Origin of the sequence: Fibrella arboris (genome assembly GCF_041321095.1) — a bacterium.
In the GTDB taxonomy this organism is placed as follows: domain Bacteria; phylum Bacteroidota; class Bacteroidia; order Cytophagales; family Spirosomataceae; genus Fibrella; species Fibrella arboris.
In genome coordinates this window covers 423,446-449,039 of sequence record NZ_JBGGWE010000004.1, presented here as the reverse complement: position 1 = coordinate 449,039, position 25,594 = coordinate 423,446, and the positions used below count along the sequence as shown (strand labels likewise).

At 52.2% G+C, this 25,594-nt stretch carries 15 protein-coding genes and 1 tRNA gene; 14 read left to right on the top strand and 2 right to left on the bottom strand.

The window, feature by feature from the left end; translation table 11 throughout:
* Positions 1-97: 97 nt before the first annotated feature.
* The 14 genes from ACAW75_RS09455 (at position 98) to ACAW75_RS09390 (ending at position 24,533) form a co-directional block, all read left to right on the top strand.
* Positions 98-171, top strand: a tRNA-Ile gene (locus tag ACAW75_RS09455).
* A gap of 249 nt (positions 172-420) precedes the next feature.
* On the top strand, positions 421-1,260 hold the full coding sequence (locus tag ACAW75_RS09450) for an MBL fold metallo-hydrolase (RefSeq protein ID WP_370728448.1): 840 nt from the start codon (positions 421-423) through the stop codon (positions 1,258-1,260).
* Between the two features lie 63 nt (positions 1,261-1,323).
* Positions 1,324-2,085: a patatin-like phospholipase family protein gene (locus ACAW75_RS09445; RefSeq protein WP_370728447.1), complete on the top strand. Its 762-nt coding sequence runs from the start codon at positions 1,324-1,326 to the stop codon at positions 2,083-2,085.
* A gap of 368 nt (positions 2,086-2,453) precedes the next feature.
* On the top strand, positions 2,454-5,624 hold the full coding sequence (locus ACAW75_RS09440) for a SusC/RagA family TonB-linked outer membrane protein (RefSeq protein ID WP_370728446.1): 3,171 nt from the start codon (positions 2,454-2,456) through the stop codon (positions 5,622-5,624).
* A gap of 27 nt (positions 5,625-5,651) precedes the next feature.
* On the top strand, positions 5,652-7,298 hold the full coding sequence (locus tag ACAW75_RS09435) for a RagB/SusD family nutrient uptake outer membrane protein (protein WP_370728445.1): 1,647 nt from the start codon (positions 5,652-5,654) through the stop codon (positions 7,296-7,298).
* Between the two features lie 381 nt (positions 7,299-7,679).
* Entirely contained in the window at positions 7,680-10,925 is a 3,246-nt protein-coding gene (locus ACAW75_RS09430) for a SusC/RagA family TonB-linked outer membrane protein (RefSeq protein ID WP_370728444.1), read from the top strand.
* Positions 10,926-10,943: 18 nt separating this feature from the next.
* The gene (locus ACAW75_RS09425) at positions 10,944-12,629 is read left to right on the top strand and encodes a RagB/SusD family nutrient uptake outer membrane protein (RefSeq protein ID WP_370728443.1); all 1,686 of its coding nucleotides are present in this window, start codon (positions 10,944-10,946) and stop codon (positions 12,627-12,629) included.
* Between the two features lie 320 nt (positions 12,630-12,949).
* A complete protein-coding gene (locus ACAW75_RS09420; RefSeq protein WP_370728442.1) occupies positions 12,950-16,027 on the top strand; it encodes a SusC/RagA family TonB-linked outer membrane protein in 3,078 nt (1,025 codons plus the stop codon).
* A 27-nt stretch (positions 16,028-16,054) separates the two neighbouring features.
* Positions 16,055-17,398 (top strand): RagB/SusD family nutrient uptake outer membrane protein, encoded by a 1,344-nt coding sequence (locus ACAW75_RS09415; protein ID WP_370728441.1) that lies wholly within the window; start codon positions 16,055-16,057, stop codon positions 17,396-17,398.
* A 205-nt stretch (positions 17,399-17,603) separates the two neighbouring features.
* The gene (locus ACAW75_RS09410; protein ID WP_370728440.1) at positions 17,604-18,797 is read left to right on the top strand and encodes an OmpA family protein; all 1,194 of its coding nucleotides are present in this window, start codon (positions 17,604-17,606) and stop codon (positions 18,795-18,797) included.
* A gap of 96 nt (positions 18,798-18,893) precedes the next feature.
* Positions 18,894-19,547, top strand: coding sequence for an endonuclease III domain-containing protein (locus ACAW75_RS09405; protein WP_370728439.1), 654 nt, complete (start codon positions 18,894-18,896; stop codon positions 19,545-19,547).
* A 25-nt stretch (positions 19,548-19,572) separates the two neighbouring features.
* A complete protein-coding gene (locus ACAW75_RS09400; RefSeq protein WP_370728438.1) occupies positions 19,573-20,688 on the top strand; it encodes a hypothetical protein in 1,116 nt (371 codons plus the stop codon).
* Between the two features lie 161 nt (positions 20,689-20,849).
* Positions 20,850-22,145, top strand: a complete 1,296-nt coding sequence (locus ACAW75_RS09395; protein ID WP_370728437.1) for a cation:dicarboxylate symporter family transporter — start codon at positions 20,850-20,852, stop codon at positions 22,143-22,145.
* A gap of 120 nt (positions 22,146-22,265) precedes the next feature.
* Complete coding sequence (locus tag ACAW75_RS09390; RefSeq protein WP_370728436.1) at positions 22,266-24,533, top strand: NADP-dependent malic enzyme; 2,268 nt, start codon at positions 22,266-22,268, stop codon at positions 24,531-24,533.
* Positions 24,534-24,615: 82 nt separating this feature from the next.
* Here the strand turns inward: ACAW75_RS09390 and ACAW75_RS09385 are convergent, their stop codons facing one another.
* Both ACAW75_RS09385 and ACAW75_RS09380 read right to left on the bottom strand, forming a co-directional pair.
* Complete coding sequence (locus tag ACAW75_RS09385) at positions 24,616-25,005, bottom strand: Rossmann-fold NAD(P)-binding domain-containing protein (protein ID WP_370728435.1); 390 nt, start codon at positions 25,003-25,005, stop codon at positions 24,616-24,618.
* Complete coding sequence (locus tag ACAW75_RS09380) at positions 24,954-25,496, bottom strand: NAD-dependent epimerase/dehydratase family protein (protein WP_370728434.1); 543 nt, start codon at positions 25,494-25,496, stop codon at positions 24,954-24,956. Before ACAW75_RS09380 ends, ACAW75_RS09385 begins: the two co-directional genes overlap by 52 nt.
* Positions 25,497-25,594 lie beyond the last annotated feature (98 nt).

Genomic DNA, 25,594 nt, shown 5'->3' with positions numbered 1-25,594 from the left:
GCTACCGCCTTAAAAACGAAAAAATCGGCGGGATGGTCATAAATTCGGTTGAAAGGTGTATTTTTGTGCTGTCAGAACGGCAACGACGGTCTGATAAGGGCTTGTAACTCAGTTGGTTAGAGTAACTGACTCATAATCAGTAAGTCCCTGGTTCGAGCCCAGGCTGGCCCACACAGCAGCCCCGCAAGCCAACTGGTTGCGGGGCTTTTTACGTTTTAGGACCCCCTTAGCCAGGGTTAAGCAGGCTCAGCTCAGGCGAGGAAGGACCCGTTACTACCAGGTCAGCTCAGTATTGGCCGATTTGTTGCACCAGCCGGTAAAGCAGAGGCTATCAGCGTTCCTGGATGCGTTTAGCCAGGTAGGGGCTACCCTGTCGCTGAAATTATCCGTAAGTTCGCCCAGGACTTGTCAACGCACTCAATGACTGTACAGACGATTGATACGGGCTTTTTCAAACTCGATGGAGGAGCCATGTTTGGGGTAGTGCCAAAACCGCTCTGGCAGAAGAAAAATCCGGCCGATGAGCAGAACCGCTGCAATTGGGCCATGCGGTGCCTGCTCATCGAGTCCGGTAACCGGTTGATACTGGTCGATACAGGCATTGGCACGAAGCAGGACGAAAAGTTCTTTGGCCATTATGCACTGAATGGCGATGCCACGCTGCTTTCATCGATTCAAAAGGCTGGCTATTCGGTATCGGATATTACCGATGTGCTGCTGACACATTTGCATTTCGACCACGTTGGTGGCGCCGTTGAGCGGGTAGGAGAGACCCTTCGCCCTACGTTCCCGGCGGCTAGTTACTGGACGCACCCGGCCCATTGGGAATGGGCTGTTCGTCCGAATCCGAGAGAGCGAGCGTCGTTTCTGCGCGAGAATATCCTGCCGTTGCAGCAAAGTGGACAACTGCGGTTTGTGAACGACACGTACCTGAACGTACCTGGCCTGGAGCTACTCTATGTTGATGGGCATACCGAAAAAATGGCGTTGCCCAAGTTGACACTTGGCGAACAAACAGTGGTATTCTGCGCTGACCTTATACCCTCGGCGGGGCATTTGCCGCTCCCCTACGTAATGAGCTACGACGTGCGCCCGTTACTAACCATGACCGAGAAAGAGCAATTGCTGGCGCAGGCAGCGGCCGAAAACTGGGTACTTGTGTTTGAACATGATCCGGTCATTGAAGCCGCCACTGTACACCAGACCGAAAAAGGCGTCACGATTCGGGAGCAGGGCCGACTGGCCGACTTACTGGCGTAAACCTTCGCCGAGGATAGTACGTTTCCTAGGTGCGTTCGTTGGTCTTTTATCAGCTGAAACTACATGAAGATTGGTTTGGTCTTATCGGGAGGTGGCGCGCGCGGCATTGCTCACCTCGGTGTCATAAAAGCCCTGATCGAACAGGGCATCCAGATTGATCGTCTGTCGGGTACGAGCGCCGGGGCTATAACAGGCGCCCTGACCGCCACTGGCTACACGCCCGACGAGTCGCTGAAAATTATAGAGTCTTCCTCCTTTGTCCGGCATTTGCGGCCTGCCTGGACCCGGATGGGCTTGTTACGGATCGACACCGCCATTGATCTGTACCGTAAATATATTCCTACCGATAGTTTTGAGGCACTCAGTATTCCCCTGCACGTCGCTGCCGTGGATCTTAATGCAGGCGAACTGGTGATCTTCGATCAGGGTGAGCTGATTCGTCCCGTGCTGGCTTCCTGTTGCTTGCCGGGAATTTTTGAGCCCTTACTCATTAACAAGAAGCAGTACATTGACGGAGGAGTGCTGAATAATCTTCCGATCGAGCCCGTAATCGACCATGTAGATTACCTGATCGGCTCGCACTGCAATCCATTTCCGGCCAATAAGCCTATCCGAACGGCGCGCGGCGTTATTGAGCGAAGTCTGGTCTTATCGGTGCGTAGTAAAACTAAAGAGCGCCTGGAGCACTGCCACTTTGTTATTGAGCCACCAAGCCTCGTTAACTTCTCGGTAACGGATATTCGCCACGCCCGCGAGATCTTCCAGTCAGGTTATCGGTACGCCCGAACGCTCCGGATAGCAGACGCTATTGCCAGCGCTGTCTGACATAAACACATACGTATTTTATAAGAAAGGCAACAGCCAGCTGGTAGTTGGCCGCCTTGCTGTATTACTATACTTACTTATTTTTTTAAGTATTAAATGGTATATGTAAGCTGAGTGTTGATCAATAAAGTGGTATATTCTAGTGGTTTATGGCAAAGATTTTAGATTGGCTCGTAAATCATTACATTATAAAAAATATCGAATACTAGAATAATATTCTGATATAGTAATTTATTGCCGAATAAAAAGTTGCCAAATACAGGAAGGCCTATTGTCTACTCACCGAACAATAATTAGTTTTGTGAATTCATTAGCACTAGTACTTTCACTCAATCTAAAAACCGTACTCTATGAGGCAACTATTACTCATGAGCTTACTTCTAGTTTGCTCTACCTGGACTATATGTCTAGCCCAGGACAAAACCGTAACCGGAAAAGTAATTTCAGCCGATGATAACCAGGCTGTACCGGGTGTTTCAGTCGTTATCAAAGGCACAACGCGTGGGACATCATCAGATGCGGAAGGAAACTACTCAATCGCGGTGCCTGGCACGGGTGCAACCCTGGTTTTCAGCTTTGTCGGGTCTGTAACGAAAGAAGTAGTCGTTGGCAACCAATCTGTAGTGAATGTGTCACTCGCTAGTGATGCCCGTCAACTTGGCGAAGTAGTGGTAACCGGTGTTGGTGTGGCTACAACGAAAGCTAAACTGGGTATTGCGGTTGAATCGGTATCGTCAAAAGATCTGCCTGCTGCTCCAACCGCCTCGATCGATCAGGCCTTGGTCGGTAAAATTGCCGGTGCCCAGATTGTGAGCGCAAACGGCACACCCGGTGCACGGGCCAATATCCTGCTGCGTGGGATTAATACGGTAAACCGGGGAACGGCTCCCATAGTGCTGATGGATGGTGTGCAGGTTGGGGTGACCGACCTCAACTCGCTGGATCTGAGCAGCATTGATCGGGTCGAAGTGATTCAGGGTGCCGCTGCCTCAACGCTCTACGGAGCGCAGGGTGCCAATGGGGTCATTCAGCTGTTCAGCAAGCGCGGCGTCGACGGCCCAATCCGGGTTAACTTCTCAAACAGCTACGCCGAAAACACGTACCTGAACATTGGTAACGTACGCAAAGCCGACAAGCATGCCTTTGTGACTGACGCCAGTAACAATGTTATCGGTGTATCGGGTAAGCCCATTACGCTTGACCCGAACTCCCTCCGGTGGAGCGAAAACGTGCAGTACAACGCACTGGATGTAAACAGTAACGCCAACAAAGCCTACGACCAGAACCTGAAGTACTACGATCACTTCAACACCTTCATGGTTCCGTCGAAAACGATAAACAACTCGGTGAACCTGTCGGGTGGCAACAGCCGGTCCGATTTCAGCATCACGCTCTCGAACAACTACCAGTCGAGCCCAATTCGGAATAACGGTGATTTCAACCGGACCAACCTGGTAACCAATATCGGCATGACGCTGGCCAAAAACCTGACACTGCGCAGTGTAACGCAGTTGGTATACACGCGCAATTCGCTGAAAGTGGATGACCGGAATTTGCTTTACTCGGTAAACAACACGCGTCCTTTTGCCAACTACGATGCCGTTGACGTAGACGGAAATTACGGTGGATATTATGGGGATGCATCGGGTGTAAATGCGTTTAACCCAAATTACCGCCAGCAATATCTGACCCATAACGACAATAAGATCGATGTGATTCAGAGCCTGAATCTGACGTATAGCCCCATCAAGTTCCTTGATCTGAACGCCCGTTACGGGCTGAATTACCAGACTGAGACAGATCGGTATACATACCTTAACCAGACGCAGAATCGTAATAACATAGCCGACAGAACACGGTATACATCGTATTATAACTCTGACGGAAGCGGCGAGATCACGGAGTTTAACTACAAAACCGTGTTTCAGAACGCGTTTACAAGCGCGACCATCAAGACTGATTTCCAAAAGGATTTTAACATCAACCTGCCCATCCGTACCAACACCCTGGTAGGGTTTGATTACCGGAAAAACGTGTATAGCGAAAACGGTGTAGCCAATCTGGGCCTGCCCCTGTATAGCCCCGTAACGGCAGCTCAGGCAACCTCTACCCGCACCCGGTTCGACAACGTGACTCCGTTCATCACCTTTGGGTATCTGGTCAGCCAGAACATTGAATTTGGCGATTTCGGTGGGGTAACAGGTACGTACCGCAGCGACTACTCATCGGCTTTTGGTCGTGGGTCAACGCCATTTGGCTTCCCGGCGGGTAACGCTTATATCCGGCCATCTTCATTCAACTTCTGGCAGAATAGCTCGCTCGGGCAGATTGTACCCGAGTTCAAGATTCGGGCGGCCTATGGCGAAGCTGGTATTCAGCCCCGTCCGTTTGACCGGTACGTGACATTAAGTACCAGATCGATGGGCACCAACAACGTATTCTACTACAGTCCAACTCAAAGTAACCCTGACCTGAGCGTAGAAGTATCGAAAGAGCTGGAAGTTGGGACCGATTTTAGCGTAAAAGGTGGCAATGGCGACTGGCTGCGTAAACTGAACTTCTCATTCTCCTACTGGAAACGGAGCACCGACAACTCAATTTATAACGTCGATGCTGCGCCATCTACGGGTATTGGCCAACTGAAAGACAACGCGTTTGGGTTATCATCGAATGGGCTTCAGTTCTCACTGAATACAACCCTGTATCGCGGTAAGAACATTACCTGGGATTTCACAACCAACTTTGGTAAACAGACTTCAGAGATTACGTCTGTAAAAGGGAACGCACAAATTACAGTAACCTCAAGCGCGGGTAGCACAAACTACGTGCTGAAGGCCGGTGAGAAAATTGGCCAGTTGTTTGGATTCGTGGCCATTCGTGACCTGAACCAGATTTTGCCTGATGGCACGCCGGCTATTTCGGAGGCAAACAAAGCCTTATATGAAGTGGCAAGCAATGGGTACGTTGTCAACAAAACGACAAAACAGCCTTTGTTCAGCTCGAAGCAGTACAGCCTGGGTGACCCCAATCCGGCCTTTACCTCGACGTTTATCAACAGCGTATCGTTCCGGGATATTGTGACGCTCGGGTTCCAGTTTGACTGGACGCAGGGAAGCCATGTTTACAACCAAACCAAAAGCTGGTTGTATCGCGATGGTATTAGCTCAGACTATACCGAGCCAATCACCATCAATGGCAACACCGGTGCCTGGACAGCCTTCTACCGGGGCGTGTATCAGGCCGGTGCTAACAATGGTACCAAGAACTATTTCTACGAAGATGCTTCGTTTGTGCGCCTACGGAACGTCTCGCTCCGGTTCAACCTGGCAAAAGCCATTCCTAAACTGCCTGTTCGCAACCTGCAACTTGAGCTTAGCGGCCGTAACCTGCTAACGTTCACGAAGTATACGGGCATGGACCCTGAAGTGAGTTCAGGCCAGACAACGGGTAACGAAAACTCAGCCTTTGACCGGGGAACAGATCATAATACCATGCCTAACCTGCGCTCATACCAGATTGGTCTAAACTTCGGTTTCTAATCGCTCAATCAACACTGAATCAAATTCATGAAGACATACATCAAAAATACCCTGCTTACCCTGACCGTCACCGGCTTACTGATGGCCTGTAGCACGGACGAGCTGGATGTAAAAAACCCCAACCAGCCTACGCCCTCCAGCGCGGCAACGGAAGTGGGCGTAATCTCGCTTGCCCAGGGAACGGTCTATATCAACGGTATGGGTAACTCAAGTGCCGGTATAAAATATTATGACGGTGTGCCCGGCGGTTTCTGGACAGGCGCTGTTGGCTTTCACTCCCTGATGGGTGATGAGGTGGGTGAAGAAGCCGCCAACCAGTTTGGTAATCAGATCGGTATGCCCGATCTGGTGACGCTCGATGATGGCACAAAAGTGACTAACCCAAGCTCGGTAAATACGCAAATTGCCCTGATTCGCACGGTAAACGTAAACGCTCAGGGTGGTGCCAATCCGTTGTTTAACGAGTGGGCCTACATGTATAACCTGAATAACGGGATGAACTCCGTGCTGGAAATTGCGGCCAGTACCAAATTTGCGGGCGATGCGGCGGCTCAGGCTGCCAAGCTGAACACCCTGAAAGCCTGGGCTTACTGGTGGAAAGGCTATGCCTACTCGCGTATAGGCTCCATCTACTATGCCGGGCTCATTAACGATAAGGCCGGAGTAACCAGCGGAAACTACGTTACTAAAGAAAAGATCATTGAAGAAGCCGCTAAAAACTTTGACCTCGCCAGCACCGCGCTTACGGCGTTGGGTGCAGGTGGTACTGATTATACGGCGGTGATGAGAGGCTTGATCCCTTCGTTCAACCAGGTGGGTAAAGGCGTAGTGCCAACACCAGACGAGTGGAAGCGGAATATAAACACCATGAAGGCCCGTAACATACTGGTCAATACACCAGCCAAAACGATGACCGCCGCACAATGGAGCCAAGTGCTGACGCTGACTAACGATGGGGTGAAAGCAGCGGATAAGGTGTTCACAGGCCGGTCCAATGCAAACTCTGATTTTATGAGCAGGCTGGACGGGAACATTGCGGCTAAGTCTACCGGCCCAACTGGGGGTACATTTAAGATCAGCGAGCGCCTGATTCAGGATTTCCCGGCGGGCGATAAGCGGTTAGACAACAACTTCACTAAACAACCGTCGGCGATCCTGTTCAACCAGGACCGGGGCAATTCATTTAACACCCGCTGGTTGATTGATGACGGTGGTAAGGGGATGGCTGGTGTTGTGGTGTTGAACAACCGGACCGAAGGTGCCTATGAACTGTATCTGGCGAGTACGTTTGAAGAAAACGAGCTAATGAAAGCCGAAGCCAAAATCTATACCAGCGACATTGCCGGTGGCTTGACATCGCTTGATGCCGTTCGTACATCGCAGGGTGCTGGTCTGGCCCCGTTAACGGGCCTCACCCAGGCGCAGGCTCTGGAAGAATTACGTAAAGAACGTCGGGTAGCGTTGGTCTTCCGTGGTTTAGCATTCTACGATGCCCGCCGCTGGGGCGTGATCACCGATGGCCGCAAAGGGGCTGTCGTTGTGGATAAAGCCGGTAAGGTGAGCACCAACGCCACCATCAACTACAACTTCCTGGATTATTGGGACGTACCTGACAACGAACTGGCCTATAACCCAGCCGCTACGGGTAGTGCCGCTACAAAGAATCCGAAGTAAGCTACCGACACGTTGGGGTACACCCAGTCGTAGGTTCATGAACACACAACGCCTGGCCAATTGGTCGGGCGTTGTGCGTTTACAGCCTACTGGCTAAAGGTGGAGGCCGCCAAAAGCGCCATGAAGCAGGAATTCAATTAAATTGTTATTAAAAACCCAGGCCATTTCCAGGGAGACAAGGCGTAAACATCTGCGTTTTTGTATTTAATCATTTATTTGTATAAATAAAGAATATACAAAATATTATATCATGAAATAGTGATAATACGGTATAAACTACCGGTAAATGCGAAAAATGTATATTGCTTTCTCTATGCCAGTACCTGTCTGACAGGCTAGGTATAGGGCTGTTGGTATTACTTAATCTAACGATCTATTTACATGAGGCAATTATTACTTATGAGCTTACTGCTGGTTTGCTCTACCTGGACTATCGGTCTAGCTCAGGACAGGACAGTGACCGGAAAGGTTACTTCGGCCGACGACAACGCAGCCATACCTGGTGTATCGGTTGTGATCAAAGGCACTACACGGGGAACATCAACGGATGCCAATGGTACTTATTCGATTGCCATTCCAAGTAAGGGGGCTACACTTGTCTACAGCTTTGTAGGTGCCGAAACCAAAGAAGTTGCCGTTGGTAACCAGACATCACTGAACATTGCGCTCGGTAGCGATACCCGGCAGTTAACCGAAGTGGTAGTAACGGGTAGTGGGGTGGCAACCAGCAAGGCCAAGCTGGGGATTGCCGTAGAGAGCGTGTCGGGGAAAGATCTGCCACAAACACCAACGGCCTCTATTGACCAGGCATTAATTGGTAAAATAGCCGGTGCCCAGATTTCGTCGGTCAGTGGTAATCCTGGTGACCCGGTGAACATTCTGCTTCGGGGCATCAACAGCGTTCAGGGCGGAACAAAACCACTCATTATGGTAGACGGTGTACAGGTCGCTTCTACTGATATTAACTCGCTGGATCTGAACAACGTTGACCGCATCGAGGTGGTGCAGGGCGCTGCTTCAGCGTCGATCTATGGCGCGCAAGGCGCTAATGGCGTTATCCAGGTGTTCACTAAAAAAGGGAAGAAAGGGCGCACGGCCATCAATTTCTCGACCAGCTACTCGGCCAATCAATTCCTGAATACAGGTAATGTGCACAAGGCAGAGTTGCACCCCTACCTGACCGATGCCAACAATAACATCGTTGATGCTAAAGGCAATATCCTCGATTATACGGATGTGGGGGCTATCACGGGTATTTCCTATAAGTATGGCGGCGCCACTCGCTATGCCATTCAGGATATTCGGAATGACGCCAACACCCCGTATAGTGGTAATCTGAAATATTATGATCACTTCAAGCAAGTGTTTCAGACGGGCGTTACTACCAATAACAACATCAGCATTTCGGGCGCATCAGATAAAAGCGATTTCAACATAGCGGTTGCCAACAACCATACTACATCGCCTATCCTGACGAATAATAACGGTTTTGTTGACCGGAGTAACTTCTCCGCCAACCTGGGCACGGAACTGTTCAAAGGATTTACACTTCGGTCGAACACGCAACTGATTTACACCAAGAATACGCTGAAGCCAGGTTTGGGGGCTGCGTTCGGAACGGGGAATGGTAGCGTTGGCTCGGTCTACGGGTTTCTGAACACATCGCCTTTCTTTGATCTGACCCGTAAGCTGGCTGATGGCACGTACCCCGTTTATCCGACGGCCGACTTTTTGAGTATCAACGCCGGTAATCCTTATTACCAGGCGGCCTATACCGACGCGGTAAACAACAAGATCGATGTGGTACAGAATTTTGAAGCGGATTACAAGCTCAACAAGTTTGTTGACCTGAACGCGAAGTATGGTATTAACTACCGTACCGAAACTTCGAGACAGACCTACTTTAATCAGTCTCAAAATATAAGCTCCAATTACTATAATTCGTACGCAAGTGCCTACGCACCGGATAACCTGGGCGAAATTGACAACTATCAATACACCAATACTTTCCAGAACTTCCTGGGAACGGCTTTCATTCGGACCGACTTCCAGAACGATTTCAATAGTAAGCTGCCTATTCAGACCAGCACGCAGATCTCGTTCGATTATCGGAAGAATAAGTCGACAGAATATGATACGTACGGTATTGGCTTAGGTACTGCGCCTCCGTATAACATTGGTGCCACATCGACGCAGTCAGTAGCTTACGATAACGTGACTCCCTTCATTACGTACGGTTATCTGGTGAACCAGAAGATTGAGTATGGCGACTATGGCGGCCTTACAGCTGGCTTCAGAACCGACTATTCATCTGCCTTCGGTGCCGGTTCTACGCCCTTCACCTTCCCGCATTTCGACGCCCACGTTGCGCCGCTATCTTTCGTGAAAAATAGCGCGCTGGCTAATACGCTGACATACTTCAAGCTAAGGGCAGCCTATGGCGAGGCAGGTATTCAGCCGGGCGCGTTTGACCGGTACCCTGTATTAAGTCAGCGGAACCTGGGTTCGGGCCTCGTCTACACGATTCCAACCACTACCAACAACCCGAACCTACAGGTAGAGGTATCGAAAGAATTGGAAATCGGCACTGACTTCACCGTGGGAGGCAACTCGAACCGGGCGTGGTTCAACGCAATTTCAGGTTCATTTACCTACTGGAAACGCTCGAGTGCCAACGTAATCTATACCGTTAGTGTGCCCCCTTCGATTGGCTCCACCGGCCAACTGACCAACGCGATCGATATGTCGTCGAACGGTGTGCAGTTCTCGTTGTCGATTCCTGTATTTAAAACGCCTGGCCTGCGGTGGGATTTCACCACAAACTTTGGCCATCAGATTTCTAAAATTGACGCTATTTCTGGTGGGGCGGACATTATCCTGACCTCAAGTGCCGGCAGCACCGCCCTGGTGTTAACACCCGGTCAGCCAATTGGTCAGGTATACGGTTACAAAGCGTTGACAAGCCTCGACTATGTAAATCAGGCGGGTGTTCCGTATATCCGTGAAGCAGACAGGGCCAACTATACGATCGTGGATGGTCGTGTGGTGAGCAAACTCACGTATCAGCCACAGTTTACGAATGAGACGTACCCACTGATGAACCCAAACCCGATTTTCAATGCATCGTTCATCAACGGCGTGACCTTCAGAAACTACCTCACGTTGAACTTCCAGTTCGACTGGGTGTATGGCAGCCACTTATACAACCAGACCAAAGAGTGGATGTATCGCGATGGCATCAGCGGTGATTTCTCGAAACAAGTGACTATTGATGGAAAAACGGGCGCTTTCCCCGCCTACTGGTCAGGTGCTTACTACAACCTGTGGGGTAGCACACGTGGCGCCGGTAATAATGCGACCAAAGATTTCTTCGTGGAAGATGCTTCGTTTGTACGCCTTCGGAATATCTCTCTGGCCTTCGACGTGGCCAAATTTGTTAAGCTCCCTTACCTGAATAAGTGCCAGCTAGTCTTTACCGGACGCAATATTTTAACCTTCACGAAGTATACGGGCTACGATCCCGAGATCAGTTCTGGCTCGTCAAACTCATCGTTCGACAGAGGGGTAGATCACAGCACACTGCCGAATACCAAGTCGTATCAGGTTGGCCTCAATATTGGGTTCTGACCATTAACTTCCCTGACTATGAAACGCATTCATACAAATAAAATTATTGCTTCAGTGCTTGCAACGGTGGTCCTGATGGGATCAGTCTCTTCCTGCAAGGATCAACTAGACGTCGGTAACCCGAATGCGCCAACCCTGGCGGCCAACGTAAACAACGAAGCCGGTCTTATCGGGTTTGCCCAGGGCGGGGTGTATGTAAACGGTTTTCTGAATGGCGATGGCTGGTTAGGCAACAGCTACTTTTCATTGCCCTGGGGATACAGCGAACTAATGGCCGATAACGTTGGCGCCGATGCCTCGAACAATCAGATCACCACAATCGGCGTACCCGATTATATTATTCTGGACGACGGCTCGAAACAGACCAACCCTGCTCCGCAGATCGGCATCATTCGTGCCTACAATAGCCGGGCTGCTACCGGGGCCGGCAATAACCCAATTTATTATCAGTGGCTGAACATGTACGCCCTCAACAACGTCTGCAACCAGATCCTGGACCTTACCGGAGCGATTAAGTTTGAGGGCGACGCCGCCAGCCGGGCCAATACCATGCGGGCCTGGGCATATTGGTGGAAAGGGTATGCGTATGGGTCAATCGGTTCGATGTATTACGCTGGCCTTATCGCAGACAAAACCGGGACAACAGATGGTGGGTACGTGCTGCACGACGTGATGATCAGTAAATCGAACGATTACTATAACCTGGCGGCTACGACACTGGGCAAGGTGACTAGTGCAGCTGATTATCAGACGATCATGTCTAAGCTGATCCCGTCGTTCTTCCAGGTTGGTAATGGTACCGTGCCAACCATCGATATGTGGAAACGGAATATCAACACCATGCTTGCCCGGAACATTCTGGTAAACAAGCTGGCTCCGTTTGTAAAGGGTAACCCTGCTGCCACAATCGCCAAGTCATCGACAACGGCCATGACCGCTGCTGACTGGAACACGGTGCTGACGCTGGTTACCAATGGCATCAAGAAAGGAGACGCCGTATTTACGGAGCGTAGTTCAGCAGCGAACTCCCCGTTCTCCCCAACGGGAGGCACCGTTGCTGCGTTAACCTCCAACGTGAACACAAGCTCGACATTTAAAATTAGTGAGCGATTTATTCAGTCGTTTAACCCAGGTGACCAGCGGTTGGCCAACAACTTCAACACCAAAACGATGTATAAGAACAACTATTCATTTACCACCCGGTACAGTATGGTGCCGAATGGTAATGGGCTGGCAGGTGTATACGTGTATGGCTCAAAAGACGTTGGTGCTCACGAAGTATACATAGCCGGGAGTTACGAGGAAAATACCCTGATGTTGGCCGAGGCTAATATGCGTCTGGGAAATATTGAAACCGGTCTGGGCTTTGTTGATGCCGTTCGTGCTTATCAGGGCGCTGGTGTGCCGGTTACGGCAGGCACAAAGCTCACACTGGCGGGAGCACTGACTGAACTCACAAAAGAAAGACGAGTGGCCCTGTTTAGCAGAGGGCTGGCTTTTTACGACAACAGACGCTGGGGGTGGATCTACGATATTGCCAACGGGGGTGGAAGCTACGGCAATGTCATGATCACATCGGCCGGCACGGTGATCAATAAAAATGTGACCATCAATTACAACTTCCTGGATTATTGGGACGTACCTGCCGACGAGTCGGTACTAAACACATCAACAGGTGTTGCTGTTAAGAATCCCAATTTTTAACGGATAACCTTACGTATACAAAAAGCCCGGCCATATGGCCGGGCTTTTTGTATACGCTGACCGGCAAACCCACCGGCCCAACGTGGTCTGGACCTGAATGCTATGGCAGAAATCTACTTATACTAAAACACAAGTATACGAACTCGCTGGAATGGTAATTGATTTCTTACTAAAATTAAAATACAGAATTATATTTTGATACTTTTTTGAAAGGAAGTATAAAAATTTGCCGAAATCAGCTAGTAACGCAATTACGTATTAATTGGTTTTTAATTTTGTGGCTTAGTAGTCCGTGTATTTCAACTTACTAAAAACAAAGTATGAAACAATTATTACTCGCAAGCCTGCTTTTGGTGTGTTCAACCTGGAGCATCTGTTTCGGACAGGATAGAACAATAACGGGGCGAATCACGTCATCTGAAGACGGTTTGCCTATACCAGGTGTATCTGTACTGGTTAAGGGAACAACGCGTGGTACATCGTCTGATGCGCAGGGCAGCTATTCATTGTCGATTCCGGGAGGGAATGCTACGCTGGTCTACAGTTTCATTGGCTCAACCACGCAGGAAGTGGTTGTTGGCAACCAGTCGGTTGTCAACGTAGTACTGCTGAATGAATCACGGCTACTTTCCGAAGTAGTAGTTACCGGATATGGGCAGCAGATCAAGCGTGATCTGACCGGGAATATCGCCAAGATTCGTCCGGCCGATATTCAGGATCAGCCTGTTACTACCTTCGATCAGGCTATTCAGGGAAAAGCCGCCGGGGTGCAGGTGAATGCAGGAAGCGGCAAGCTGGGCCAGGGTATTCAGGTGAGCATCCGGGGGAAATCGTCGGTGTCAGCCTCCAACCAGCCGCTGTATGTGATTGACGGTACGCCGGTTACGACCGATAACCTCTCGTTCAATTCGGCCGCCACGAACCCGCTTAATGATATTAACCCGCAGGATATTGAGAGTATCGAAATTCTGAAAGACGCGTCGGCGGGCGCTATTTATGGGTCCAGGGCCGCCAATGGGGTAGTGCTGATCACAACGAAGAAAGGTAAATCGGGCCGGACCAACATCACATTTGGGGCCCAGGTGGGGTCCAGCAAACCAACTCGTAAGGTTCAGTTTCTGAACACGCAGCAATACGTTGATTTTTACCGGAAAGCGGCAGCCAACTCAGACCGCATAGATGGCTACGATGCCGCTGATCCTGATTCCTACACGACCTACATGGAAGATTTTTTCGTGACGCAGGGGCTGGGTACGTTCACTAAGGACAAGCAGGTCAGCACCAACTGGGGTGACCTGAGCTACCAGGATGCCCCTTATCAGCAGTACGACATGAATATCAACGGCGGTAATGAGAAGACAACCTTCTACTTATCAGGGCAGCTGCTCGACCAAAAAGGCATTCTGATCGGCAACGCAATAAAACGGTACTCCGGGCGGATCAACCTCGATCACAAAATTTCGGATCGGTTCCGGGTGGGCTTCAACACAGGTATCACGCGCACCTTCAACGAACGTTTATCGGGCGACCGGCAGTTCGATAACCCGATGCAAATGGTGGCCTTACCACCCATGACGCCTTCAATTGATCCGGCCACGGGATTGCCGGCTGGTACACCCCCCGGCGATATCAGTATTCCGTACTATTACAACCCGATCGTGAATATTGGTAACTCGATGTTCAATACGACCGTGTACCGCAACATCAGCAATGTGTATGGTCAGCTGGGTATTATAAAAGGGCTTACGTTCCGGTCAGAATTTGGCCTGGATGTCCTGAATCAGCAGGAAGAACTGTACTACAACAGCAAAACACAGCGTAACTCCGGCTCACCGTTGGGGGAGGCCTCGAACCGGTATGTGCGGGTTGAGAACTATACGACCAACAACTTCTTCACCTACAACACCGTAGTTGGCCGAAACGCGATCGATGGCATTGTGGGGATGTCGTACCAGCAGTCGCAAACACGGGCGAACCTGGCTGAGGGGCAGGATTTTCCATCGGATGCGTACAAGCAGATTGCCAGTGCCGCCCGCAAAACAAACGCCAGCTCATCGGCCACCGATTACCGGTTCCTGTCGTACTTTGCCCGGGCCAACTACAAGTTTGCCGACCGTTACCTGCTGGGATTGAGCGCCCGGATCGACGGTTCGTCACGATTCGGTAAGGATAGCCGGTACGGTTTCTTCCCGGCGGCATCGGCAGGCTGGGTCATATCGGAAGAAAATTTCCTGAAAAACACGGCCGTCGTTAGCTTCCTGAAACTCCGGGCCAGCTACGGCCGCACGGGTAACGCCGAAATTCAGAACTTCCCGCAGCTTGGCCTGTTCACCGGCGACGCTGGCTATGCTGGCCTGCCGGGTCAGCGCCCTTCGCAGTTGGCGAACCCTGACCTGAAATGGGAAACAACCGACCAGGCCGACTTCGGTATCGACTTTGGGTTCCTGAACAACCGGATCAATGGCGAAATCGACTACTACAATAAACAGACAACCGGACTGCTGCTGAACGTGAACGTACCTGGGACTACCGGCTTTGCCACACAGTTCCGCAACGTGGGTAGCCTGCAAAACCAGGGTTTTGAGTTTGTGCTGAACACGGAAAACACGACGGGTGCGTTCCGCTGGACTACCAGCCTGAATGGGGCGTTTAACCGCAACAAGATCACAAACCTGCAGGGTCAGGTTATTGAGGGCGGGTTAAGCTCAATGAGCCGGGCCGTTGAAGGCCAGCCGCTGGGTGTTTTCTTCACACCCGAATACGCCGGTGTAGACCCCGCTAATGGCAACGCTATCTGGTACAAAAACACGACGCTGGCCGATGGCACTATAGACCGCACAACAACCAGCACCTACAACTCGGCGCAACGGGTGGTAGTGGGTAACCCTCAACCTAAATTCACCGGTGGGGTAACCAATACGTTCAGCTACAAAGGATTGAGCCTGAGCGTATTCTTCAATGCGGTCATCGGCAACAGCATCAACTTCTACGGTATTGGCCGGTTCTCGTCGGCGAATGGCCGTTTCGAGGATAACCAGACCGTTGATCAGCTGGCGGCCTGGACACCGCAGAACACCATCACGAACGTACCTGAGGCCCGGCTGTTCTTTAACAATGGTGCACAGCCATCGAGCCGCTTCATTCTGGACGGCTCGTTTGTGCGGCTTCGCACCGTTACGCTGGCCTACAACCTGCCTAAAGCCGTTATCAGCAAGGTTAAGCTGAACTCGGTACGGCTGTTTGTCACGGGCCAGAACCTGCTGACATTCACCAAGTACGCCGGCTGGGATCCGGAAGTCAACGCCGATGATATCGTGAGCAACATTGCTCAGGGCTACGATTTCTACACGGCACCACAGGCACGCACCATCACAGGTGGAATCAACATTGGTTTTTAAGCAATCAGACAAACTGAACTTCACACGATGAATATATATAGCAAAAATGGCCTGGTCGTTGGTTTAAGCATCCTGGTGATGACCGCCTGCAGCGACCGCCTGAATGTGCAACCGACGCAGAGTATCGATGCCACACAGGCATTGGCTACCGAGCAGGACGTGACTATTACCCTGACTGGTGCCTATGACGGAATCAGCGACGGGAACCTGTATGGAGGTGGTATCCAGTATACGGGCGAATTGCTGGGCGACAACAGAGACGTTGTATTTGGAGGCACCTTTACCACCCTCGACGAGTTCTGGCGCAAGACGATCACCACGAGTAACACCGACGTGCGAGACACCTGGCTGGATGGGTACAATGCCATTAACCGGGCGAACAACGTATTGGCCAATATCGACAAGGTAGGGACGACCAACAAGAATTCGATCGAAGGACAGGCCCGTTTCATTCGTGGAGCGATGTATTTCGAGTTGGTCAAGCTGTACGGGAAAAGCTACAACGACGGGTCACCAGCCACTAATCCGGGTGTTCCGCTGGTGCTGACGCCGACCAATAGTGTTACCGATGCCGACTACCGGACACGAAACACCGTGGCTGAGGTATACACGCAGGTGCTCGACGACCTGACCAAGGCGGAGCAACTGCTGCCTGCTACCCAGGCCAACGGTACTGGTTTTGCTACCAAAGGAGCGGCGCAGGCCATGTTGGCGCGGGTGTATCTGCAACAACAGAACTTCTCTTCGGCGCGCGATGCTGCCAACCGGGTCATCACGTCAGGTACGTTCTCGCTGGCTACCACATTTGCTGCTGCATTCACCGATGCTTCGCCCGAAACGATTTTCAAAATTGTTGTGACGGATCAGGACGGCAGCAACGGACTGAATACTTACTATGGCTCAACCCGCGTATCTGGCCGGGGCGACATTCGGGTGCAGACCAAGTTCCGCCAATTGTACTCAGCAGCAGATGTTCGCGGTCAGTTTTTTACAACGGTGAGCAACAACGTGTTTACGAATAAGTTCAACGACCGGTTTGGCGACGTACCTATAGTGCGTCTGGCCGAAATGTACCTGGTTCGGGCCGAAACGAACCTGCGTCTGAATAGTAGTGTGGGCGCGTCTCCACTAGCCGACGTGAATACCATTCGGGCCCGCGCCAGTGCGCCGGTGCTGGCAACGGTAGACCTGGCTACTGTTCTGCTGGAGCGCCGCCTTGAACTGGCGTTTGAGGGACAGCAAATTGCCGATGTCAAGCGCACCGGTGCTAGTATCGGCACTACGCCGTTTTCGGCCAATAACCTGGTGTTACCGATTCCACAGCGTGAAATTGACACGAATAAAAAATTAGTCCAGAATCCGGGTTATTAAGTCGGCTTTCAGGATAGACAAAAGGCGAACTGCATCAGCGGTTCGCCTTTTTTTATGGCAACTGTTGCCGGAATTGACCATAACGCTACCGCTTGATGGCCGATTTGCCGTTTATACGAAACTGGCGCTCCTCATACATTAAACCTAAACTACAGCACCAACTCTAACGTTTTGACTACGGTATTCACGTAGGCTTAACCCACATATGTTGACGCGTATTCTTGTCATTCTAGGCGTTTTCGCTTCTTTCTGTGCACAGGCACAGGCTGTTGAGTATTCAACGCCCCGCCCACGGGTCGACGATGCCAATGGCCAGAGCGTTGTGATCAACCGCATTGACCTCACGGCACAGTATACGATTATTTACCTGCGCTTTCGGGAGCGGTCTCGGGAGGGCAGTACGATCGAATTTGTCTCTTCTGCCCGGCTATATGCCAATGATGGGTCCCGGTCGTTTAAGTTTATCCGGGCAGATAATATTCCCATCGATGAAATGCGTCGTAAGGTCAAGCCCGGCGAGGAAGTTGACTTTGTGGCCTATTTTGAACGGCTCGATCCGGGTATTCAGACATTTGACCTGTTTGAGTGTTCGGATCGGAACCGGCCCGGCATTACGTGCTTCAACTTTTGGGGCGTGCACGTCACGAATCCGTTGAAACGCCAGCAGCGTACCCCCCCTCAGTCGCCACAAAAGCCGGCGTCGCCCCGGCAGGTGCCCCGCCCTACGCCGGCTAAGCCAGCTCCAGAGCCAGTGCAACCACCCGCCCAAACCACACCGACGCTGGCCATCAAGGGTGTGGTGCGTGACGCTAAAACCGGGAAACCCATGGTGGCTACGATCACGTACCGGCTACTGTCGGGCGCTGAAACATATAGCCATGCCGCCCCGGACTCAATCCGGTCAACGCCGCAGGAGGGTGCGTATCAGATTCCGGGCGATGCCCTCACGGTCTGGGATGTAGCCGTATCGGCGCGGGGTTATTTCGGGCAACGCGATACCATCAGCATCAATTTAACCGAGAAAACAGTGAATTTTGAGCTGGCCCCTATTGTGGCTGGTGCCAAAATCACGCTGACGAATATCTATTTTGAGCAGTCGAAATACGAGTTACAGGCAGAATCGTTTCCTGAACTCGACAGGTTAGTGGCCCTCATGCGTCAGAACCCGACGATGACCATCAGACTCGAAGGACATACCGATATCATTGGCGATTTCGACAAAAACCTTGCACTATCGCGCAACCGGGTACAATCGGTTAAGCAATACCTGACCAGCAAGGGGATCGCTGCTGCGCGGGTCGAGGCGACTGGTTATGGCCATTCGCGCCCGATCAACAGCACGCCCGGTAAACCGCACCCCGAAAACCGCCGGGTTGAGATGGTGATAACCAAAGTTTGAGTTTACAGTTTTCTGTTTACTGTCTGCTGTGGCGGAGATGCCATTTAGGTGAATAAGCAGCGGAAGACAGTAAACCGAAAACGGCAAACACATTTTATGTTCCCTCTCGATACTGTTTTAGCCGCTATCGAACCGGCCATAGCGAAGTACCCGAAAGCCGCCATGTTTGAACTGTTCGAGCGCGGCTATAACAGTTTGTTCGAGCAGCTGATCTCCTGTATTATTTCGATTCGCACCCTCGACGAAACGACGATCCCCGTGTCGCTGCGGCTATTCGACGTAGCCCGCACGCCCGCCGAAATGGCCGCGCTCTCGCCCGATGAACTGATTCCATTGTTGTATGGTACGAGCTATCCCGATCAGAAAGCATACACTATGCTTGGCATAGCACAGCGCATCATGACTGAGTTTTCAGGTACGTTGCCTGCCGATTTCGACGTGCTCACGTCGCTCAAGGGCGTTGGCCCGAAATGTGCCAATCTGGCGCTGGGCGTAGCAACCGGGCAGGCGGCCATCAGCGTGGATATCCATGTACACCGCGTCACGAACAGGTGGGGTTTTGTGCACACGAAGACGCCGGAAAAAACATTGGCTGCGCTGGAAAAACAGGTACCCGTTGAGCAGTGGATCAACATTAATCGACTGCTGATGCCTTTTGGCAAGCATATCTGCACCGGTACGCTGCCGCACTGTTCGACCTGCCCCTTGTTGGCCTATTGCGAACAGGTGGGGGTAGAGCGGCACCGATAAACATAGCAGCTGTACTTTTACCGCAATGAGCCAACAGCCCCACCAGCAGGTCGTCCGAATTGCAACGACGACAGCAGTTCCCTTGTCTAAAAATCAGAAAACGTTCAATCGGCTCACCAGCCGTATTGGCGAGCAGGCGGGCGAGTGGGCCTTGCTTCAACAAACAGCTGAGAAAACGAGGCGACGAATTCAGACCGATCTGCTTCCCTTACAGGCCGAATTAGATAAGCTCAGGGCAAAAATGGTGTATCTGTTTGATCGGGCCTGCACGATGGGGAGCTACGCTAGCCCGGAGCGTAAAAAGCTCGTTTACCTGATCACCGACATGGCGTATGACCTTATCCAGCAGGGGTTTGACGAGCTGAAGCCCATTTATGACCGGTATAGTGACAACAGTTTCGATGAGGTGCTGGCCGAACTGAAAGCTTACGATGCGCTGATGGTGAAGCGAATGGCTGAGCTGAAATACGGAATTCAATTTGAGCTGGATGCCGACATTAGCACGCCCGAGAAACTGAACGCTTATATAGCCACTCAATTGCAGGCCCAGCGAGAAGCCACCGAACAGCAGAAGCGGGACGAGGCAACGCAGTGGGCCGGCAGGCCTAAAAGTGCCAGGCAGCAGGCACGTGCAGCTAAAAAAGAGGCAGAGGTCCAGAAAATGACAAAAGCCGTTCGGGCCATGTACATGGACCTGGTGAAAGCGTTTCATCCTGACCTGGAACTGGATGAAACGGAGAAAATCCGTAAAACGGCCATCATGCAGCGAGTAACGGAGGCCTACGAAAAAAGTGACCTGCTTGGCCTGTTCCGGCTTCAACTTGATTTTGAGCGCATTGATCAGGCGCATCTCGAAAAGCTGGCCGATACGCAGTTGACCTATTACAACGGCATCCTGCAACAGCAGGTCGATGAGCTCGATCAACGAATAGAGGCTGTACAGCAGGAGTTACGTTCGCTCGTCGGCGGTAAAACGCCTGGTTCCATCTCGCCAATAGGCATCGACTATGCCATTAACCACGATGTCCGGCAGATGAAGCAACACATCAAAACCCTGAAAGTCGACCTGAGAGCACTGGCTGATGCAGGCGTAATGAATCAGTGGCTGAAGATGTACCGGATTCCTAAATCCATCGATTAGTGCCAACAATCGGGCAGGTACGTTGCATTGCCGGTCGAAAGTTGGTTGGATTGGGGAAGGAAAATAGTAATTTCCAGCTTGAGCGCCGTTGCGGTGGCTACGCCTGCCTCGCGTAGGTTATTCGGCCCCAGATCCCGGTCGGCGCACTAGCCATTCTACGAATGAAAAAACTGGTTACGAACCTCACCTTTTGGGTACTCACCTCCATTACGCTAGGCATTTTGGTTGGCCATTTTCGCCCCGATATTGCGCTTTTGCCAGTGCTTGACGCGCCATTGAAAGGTCGTTTCATGGGGCAGGAGCTGACCATTGGCGCCACGTTCAGTGAGTTTCTGAGCGGCCTCTTCATCAGTGCCGTAAAGCTGTTTATCAGTCCTATCATTTTCCTGACCATCACGCTGGGGATCGTCAGCATGGGTGACCTGAAAAAAGTGGGTAAGGTGGGGGCGAAAGCCTTGCTCTATTTCGAGGTGGTCACTACCGTGGCTTTGCTGATCGGAGTGGTTGTGGCCAATGTTATCCGGCCGGGCGACGGGGTTGTGACGTTGGCGTTGAGTGGCGGCGATATTTCGAAATATACAAAGAGTGCCGAAGCCTTTAGCTGGTGGAAATTCTTTCTCGACAATGTGACGCTTCAGGTGTTGCTGGCGGCCATCATTACGGGTATGGTGCTGAGCCGGTACGAGGGCCGGGAACGGATCGTAGCCGGCATGAACCGGTTGTCGAAAATCATTTTCTCGGGTTTGCATAAAGTGATGTTGCTGGCCCCAATTGGCGCCTTTGGTGGTATGGCGTACACCATCGGAAAGTATGGGCTGGGTACGTTACTGCCGCTGGCAAAGCTTATGGTGACGGTGTATACAACAATGGCCCTTTTTATTTTTGGCGTGCTGGGGGCTATCCTATACACCTGTCGCGTGCCTATGCTCCAGTTCCTGCGCTACATCCGTGAAGAACTGCTGATTGTGCTGGGTACGTCCTCGTCAGAGGCAGGGTTGCCCTCATTGATGGAGAAGCTGGAGCGGATGGGCTGTGCTAAATCGGTGGTTGGATTGGTCGTGCCGGCTGGCTATTCATTCAACCTGGATGGAACCACGATCTATCTGTCAATGGCCACCATCTTCCTGGCGCAGGTCTTCAACGTGCATTTGAACGGCAGTCAGTTGCTAACGATTATCGGCATTCTGATGGTTACGTCGAAAGGTGCTGCCGGCGTTACGGGTAGCGGTTTTGTGGTGTTGGCCAGCACCCTGACGGCGATCAACGTTATTCCGGTAGAGGGGCTGGCGCTGCTGTTGGGCGTCGACCGATTCATGTCGGAAGCGCGGAGTATTACCAATTTTATCGGGAACGGCGTAGCTACGATCTGGCTGGCCAATCACGAAAAATCCTTTGACCGCCACCAAATGCAGCACGCTTTCGGAAATCTGGAACAGGAGGAAAAAATAAAGGTTTGAGGTGGGATCGGTGTACTTTTGGGGCAACATATATAACCGCAAAAACGCAAAGGTCCCGGAAGTAGTAGCTGACAGTCGCGCCGATGGCGCGTTCCTTGGTTTTTGCGGCTAAACCAATACATGAGCACGTCATCGCAAAAACTCCGCGAAGATGCCCTGCATTACCATGCCAAGGGCCGTCCCGGTAAAATTGAAATTACACCGACCAAGGAAACCGAAAACCAGCGCGACCTGTCGCTGGCTTACTCACCGGGGGTGGCTGAACCCTGTCTGGCCATCGCCGATAATCCCGACCGAGCCTATGATTACACGGCCAAAGGCAACCTGGTGGCCGTGATCTCCAATGGCACGGCAGTACTGGGCTTGGGGAATATCGGAGCAGTGGCATCTAAGCCCGTGATGGAAGGTAAGAGCCTGCTGTTCAAGATATACGCCGATATCGACGCTTTCGATATTGAACTGGAAACAACCGACGTTGACGAATTTATCAGGACCGTAAAGATTCTGGAACCAACCTTCGGTGGCGTCAACCTGGAGGATATCAAAGCGCCTGAATGTTTCGAGATCGAGCGGCGGCTGCGGCAGGAGCTGAATATCCCCGTCATGCACGATGACCAGCATGGAACGGCTATTACGTCTGGGGCAGCGTTGCTGAACGCGCTTGAACTGGCCGGAAAAAAGATCGGTGAAATCAAGCTGGTTGTGAATGGGGCAGGGGCGGCGGCCATCGCCTGCCTCGATCTGTACGTCGACCTGGGCGTATCGCCCGACCGGATTACAGTCTTCGACAAAGATGGACTGCTGACCAAAGATCGCACCAATCTGGTTGGTAATCAGTATAAGTACACAACAGACCGGCACCCGGCTGGGTACGTTCTAGCCGACGCAATGGTGGGAGCCGACGTTTTTTTGGGTCTGTCGGTAGGCGGCGTTGTTACGCAGGCAATGATCAAGAGCATGGCAGCGGATCCTATCGTGTTTGCCATGGCGAACCCGAACCCGGAGATAACGTACCCGGAGGCCACCGCCGTTCGCCCTGATATTATTATGGCAACGGGCCGGTCAGACTTTCCAAATCAGGTAAATAACGTGCTCGGTTTCCCATACATTTTCCGGGGGGCGCTCGACGTGCGGGCTACAGAAATAAACGAGACCATGAAACTGGCTGCCGTTCGGGCGTTGGCGCAACTGGCTAAGCGGCCTGTTCCAGAGGCGGTCAGTCGTAGCTACGGTACCGACGGATTAGTGTTCGGACGTACCTATATTCTGCCTAAGCCCACTGACCCCCGGCTACTGACAATGGTAGCTCCTGCTGTGGCCAGGGCTGCCATGGATTCGGGGGTCGCCCGGCTCAATATTCGTGACTGGGCTGAATACGACCTGCAACTGGCACGTCGGCAGGGGCAGGATAACTCATTTATTCGGAACCTGGTTCGGTTGGCGCAACAGGCGCCAAAGCGGGTTGTGTTTACCGATGGCGAGAACCTGTCTGTATTGCGGGCTGTAGCAGAGGTACGTGAGCAGAAAATGGCTGTTCCCATTCTATTGGGGAATCCCGACGTCATTCACGCGATGCTTCGTGAGCACAATATGGAATTGGGCGATACCCGAATTATCGATCATCGGGCAAGCCGACAGGATCGTATGCGGGAAACGTTCGCTCAGCTACTGCACGAGAAGCGGAAACGGAAAGGAATGACCCTGCCAGAAGCCCAAAACCTGATGCGCGACCGCAACTATTTCGGAGCCGTGCTGCTGGAAACAGGCGAAGCCGACGTACTCATTTCGGGGCTTACCCGTAACTACCCGCAAACGTTGCGCCCTGCCTTGCAGGTCATTGGTCGTCAATCGGGCATTCGTAAGGTATCCGGCATGTACGTGCTACTCTCACGCTTTGGGCCAATTTTCCTGTCGGATACTACGGTGAACATGAATCCCACGACGGCCGAAATTGTTGAGATTGCCGAAACCACGGCCCATGCTGTTCGTCGACTGGGTATTGAACCGCGTATTGCCCTGCTCTCGTACTCGACGTTTGGCAGCGCTACCGGCGACGATGCCGTGAAAATGCAGGAAGCAACGGCCATGCTACAGGCCCGCCACCCCGACTGGATTGTTGATGGCGAGATGCAGGCCCACCTACCGTTCAATCAGGAGTTGATGCGCGAATCGTACAGTTTCTCGCCCCTGGCTGATCAACCCGCGAACGTGCTTATTTTCCCGAGCCTGGCAGCATCGAACATCGCGTATAACCTGCTAAAAGAAATTGGCCGGATCGAGAAGATTGGCCCGGTGCTGATGGGACTGCGCAAGCCAGTTCACGTTTTGCAGCTGGGTAGCTCCGTTCGCGAGATCGTTAACATGGTAGCCATTGCCGTGGCCGACTAGGTACGTTAGTGCCCTGTGCGCCTACGATTGCTTTACTGATAAGGGGAGCAACCATAGGCGTACAGGGGGAAATTCGACGCGCCTATTTGGTAAAATAGCGCCCGTTTTCCAGGTCAGCCAACAGTGATGAGTGGCCGGGATGCCAGCCTAGCTGTTGCTGCGTGATGGTACTGGTAGCCGGAACGTCCATGCCAACAAAACGCGACATCCAACCGAAATGAGTGGCGGCCTCCTCGGGCGTTACGGAAGCCACAGGTACGTTCAAATGGCGGCCAACTACAGCGGCAATGTCGCGCATGGGAACGCCTTCGTCGGCAACACCGTGATAGCTGACTCCTATCGCTCCTTTTTCCAGCGCCAGCCGGAAAAGACGGGCCGCATCGAGCCGGTGCACGGCAGGCCAGCGGTTCAATCCGTCGCCTACATAGGCCGCCACGCCCTTCTGACGGGCGATAGTAATGAGGGTAGGCACAATCCGTAATCGCCGTCGTCATGCACAGAGGGGGCCAGGCGAACTACTGAGGCGTGTACGCCCTGCGCTGCCAATTTCATGGCTGTCTTTTCAGACAGGCGGGGCGAGGCGGCCGGTACATCGAGCTCGGTAGTGGGGCGACCTAATGAAAAACCGGCCAGACCGGCCGTCACGATGAGTGGACGGGCTGACCCGATAAGTGCGTTGCCAAGCGTTTCAATGGCGCGCCGGTCTGCCTCACCGGCGGCGGCGTAGGCGGCAAAATCGTGAATGAAAGCCAGGTGAACAACACCATCCGCAGCGGCGGCGCCACGCTTCAGGCTATCGAGGTCGTCGAGGGAACCCATATGGGCGTCGGCACCAGCAGCGGCAAGTGCCTGAGCGGCGGCATCTGAGCGGGCAAGACCGAGCACCTGGTGGCCTGAGCCAATTAATTCCTGAACAAGGGCCGAGCCAATGAAGCCCGTTGCGCCAGTTACGAAAACACGCATAAGAAGCTGGTTGAGTTTGATTGCTGATTGGGCAACAAAGGTCTACCGGATAGCTGGCGATGGGGCTGCGCAGGTCAAACTATTTACTGAATAATTCA

Bases quoted from the DNA above. Each gene is read 5' to 3' on its own strand.
- ACAW75_RS09415 (WP_370728441.1), top strand. From the start codon at position 16,055: ATGAATATATATAGCAAAAATGGCCTGGTCGTTGGTTTAAGCATCCTG.
- ACAW75_RS09440 (WP_370728446.1), top strand. From the start codon at position 2,454: ATGAGCTTACTTCTAGTTTGCTCTACCTGGACTATATGTCTAGCCCAG.
- ACAW75_RS09395 (WP_370728437.1), top strand. From the start codon at position 20,850: ATGAAAAAACTGGTTACGAACCTCACCTTTTGGGTACTCACCTCCATT.
- ACAW75_RS09390 (WP_370728436.1), top strand. From the start codon at position 22,266: ATGAGCACGTCATCGCAAAAACTCCGCGAAGATGCCCTGCATTACCAT.
- ACAW75_RS09420 (WP_370728442.1), top strand. From the start codon at position 12,950: ATGAAACAATTATTACTCGCAAGCCTGCTTTTGGTGTGTTCAACCTGG.
- ACAW75_RS09410 (WP_370728440.1), top strand. From the start codon at position 17,604: ATGTTGACGCGTATTCTTGTCATTCTAGGCGTTTTCGCTTCTTTCTGT.
- ACAW75_RS09405 (WP_370728439.1), top strand. From the start codon at position 18,894: ATGTTCCCTCTCGATACTGTTTTAGCCGCTATCGAACCGGCCATAGCG.
- ACAW75_RS09400 (WP_370728438.1), top strand. From the start codon at position 19,573: ATGAGCCAACAGCCCCACCAGCAGGTCGTCCGAATTGCAACGACGACA.
- ACAW75_RS09430 (WP_370728444.1), top strand. From the start codon at position 7,680: ATGAGGCAATTATTACTTATGAGCTTACTGCTGGTTTGCTCTACCTGG.
- ACAW75_RS09435 (WP_370728445.1), top strand. From the start codon at position 5,652: ATGAAGACATACATCAAAAATACCCTGCTTACCCTGACCGTCACCGGC.
- ACAW75_RS09380 (WP_370728434.1), bottom strand. From the start codon at position 25,496: ATGCGTGTTTTCGTAACTGGCGCAACGGGCTTCATTGGCTCGGCCCTT.
- ACAW75_RS09425 (WP_370728443.1), top strand. From the start codon at position 10,944: ATGAAACGCATTCATACAAATAAAATTATTGCTTCAGTGCTTGCAACG.
- ACAW75_RS09450 (WP_370728448.1), top strand. From the start codon at position 421: ATGACTGTACAGACGATTGATACGGGCTTTTTCAAACTCGATGGAGGA.
- ACAW75_RS09445 (WP_370728447.1), top strand. From the start codon at position 1,324: ATGAAGATTGGTTTGGTCTTATCGGGAGGTGGCGCGCGCGGCATTGCT.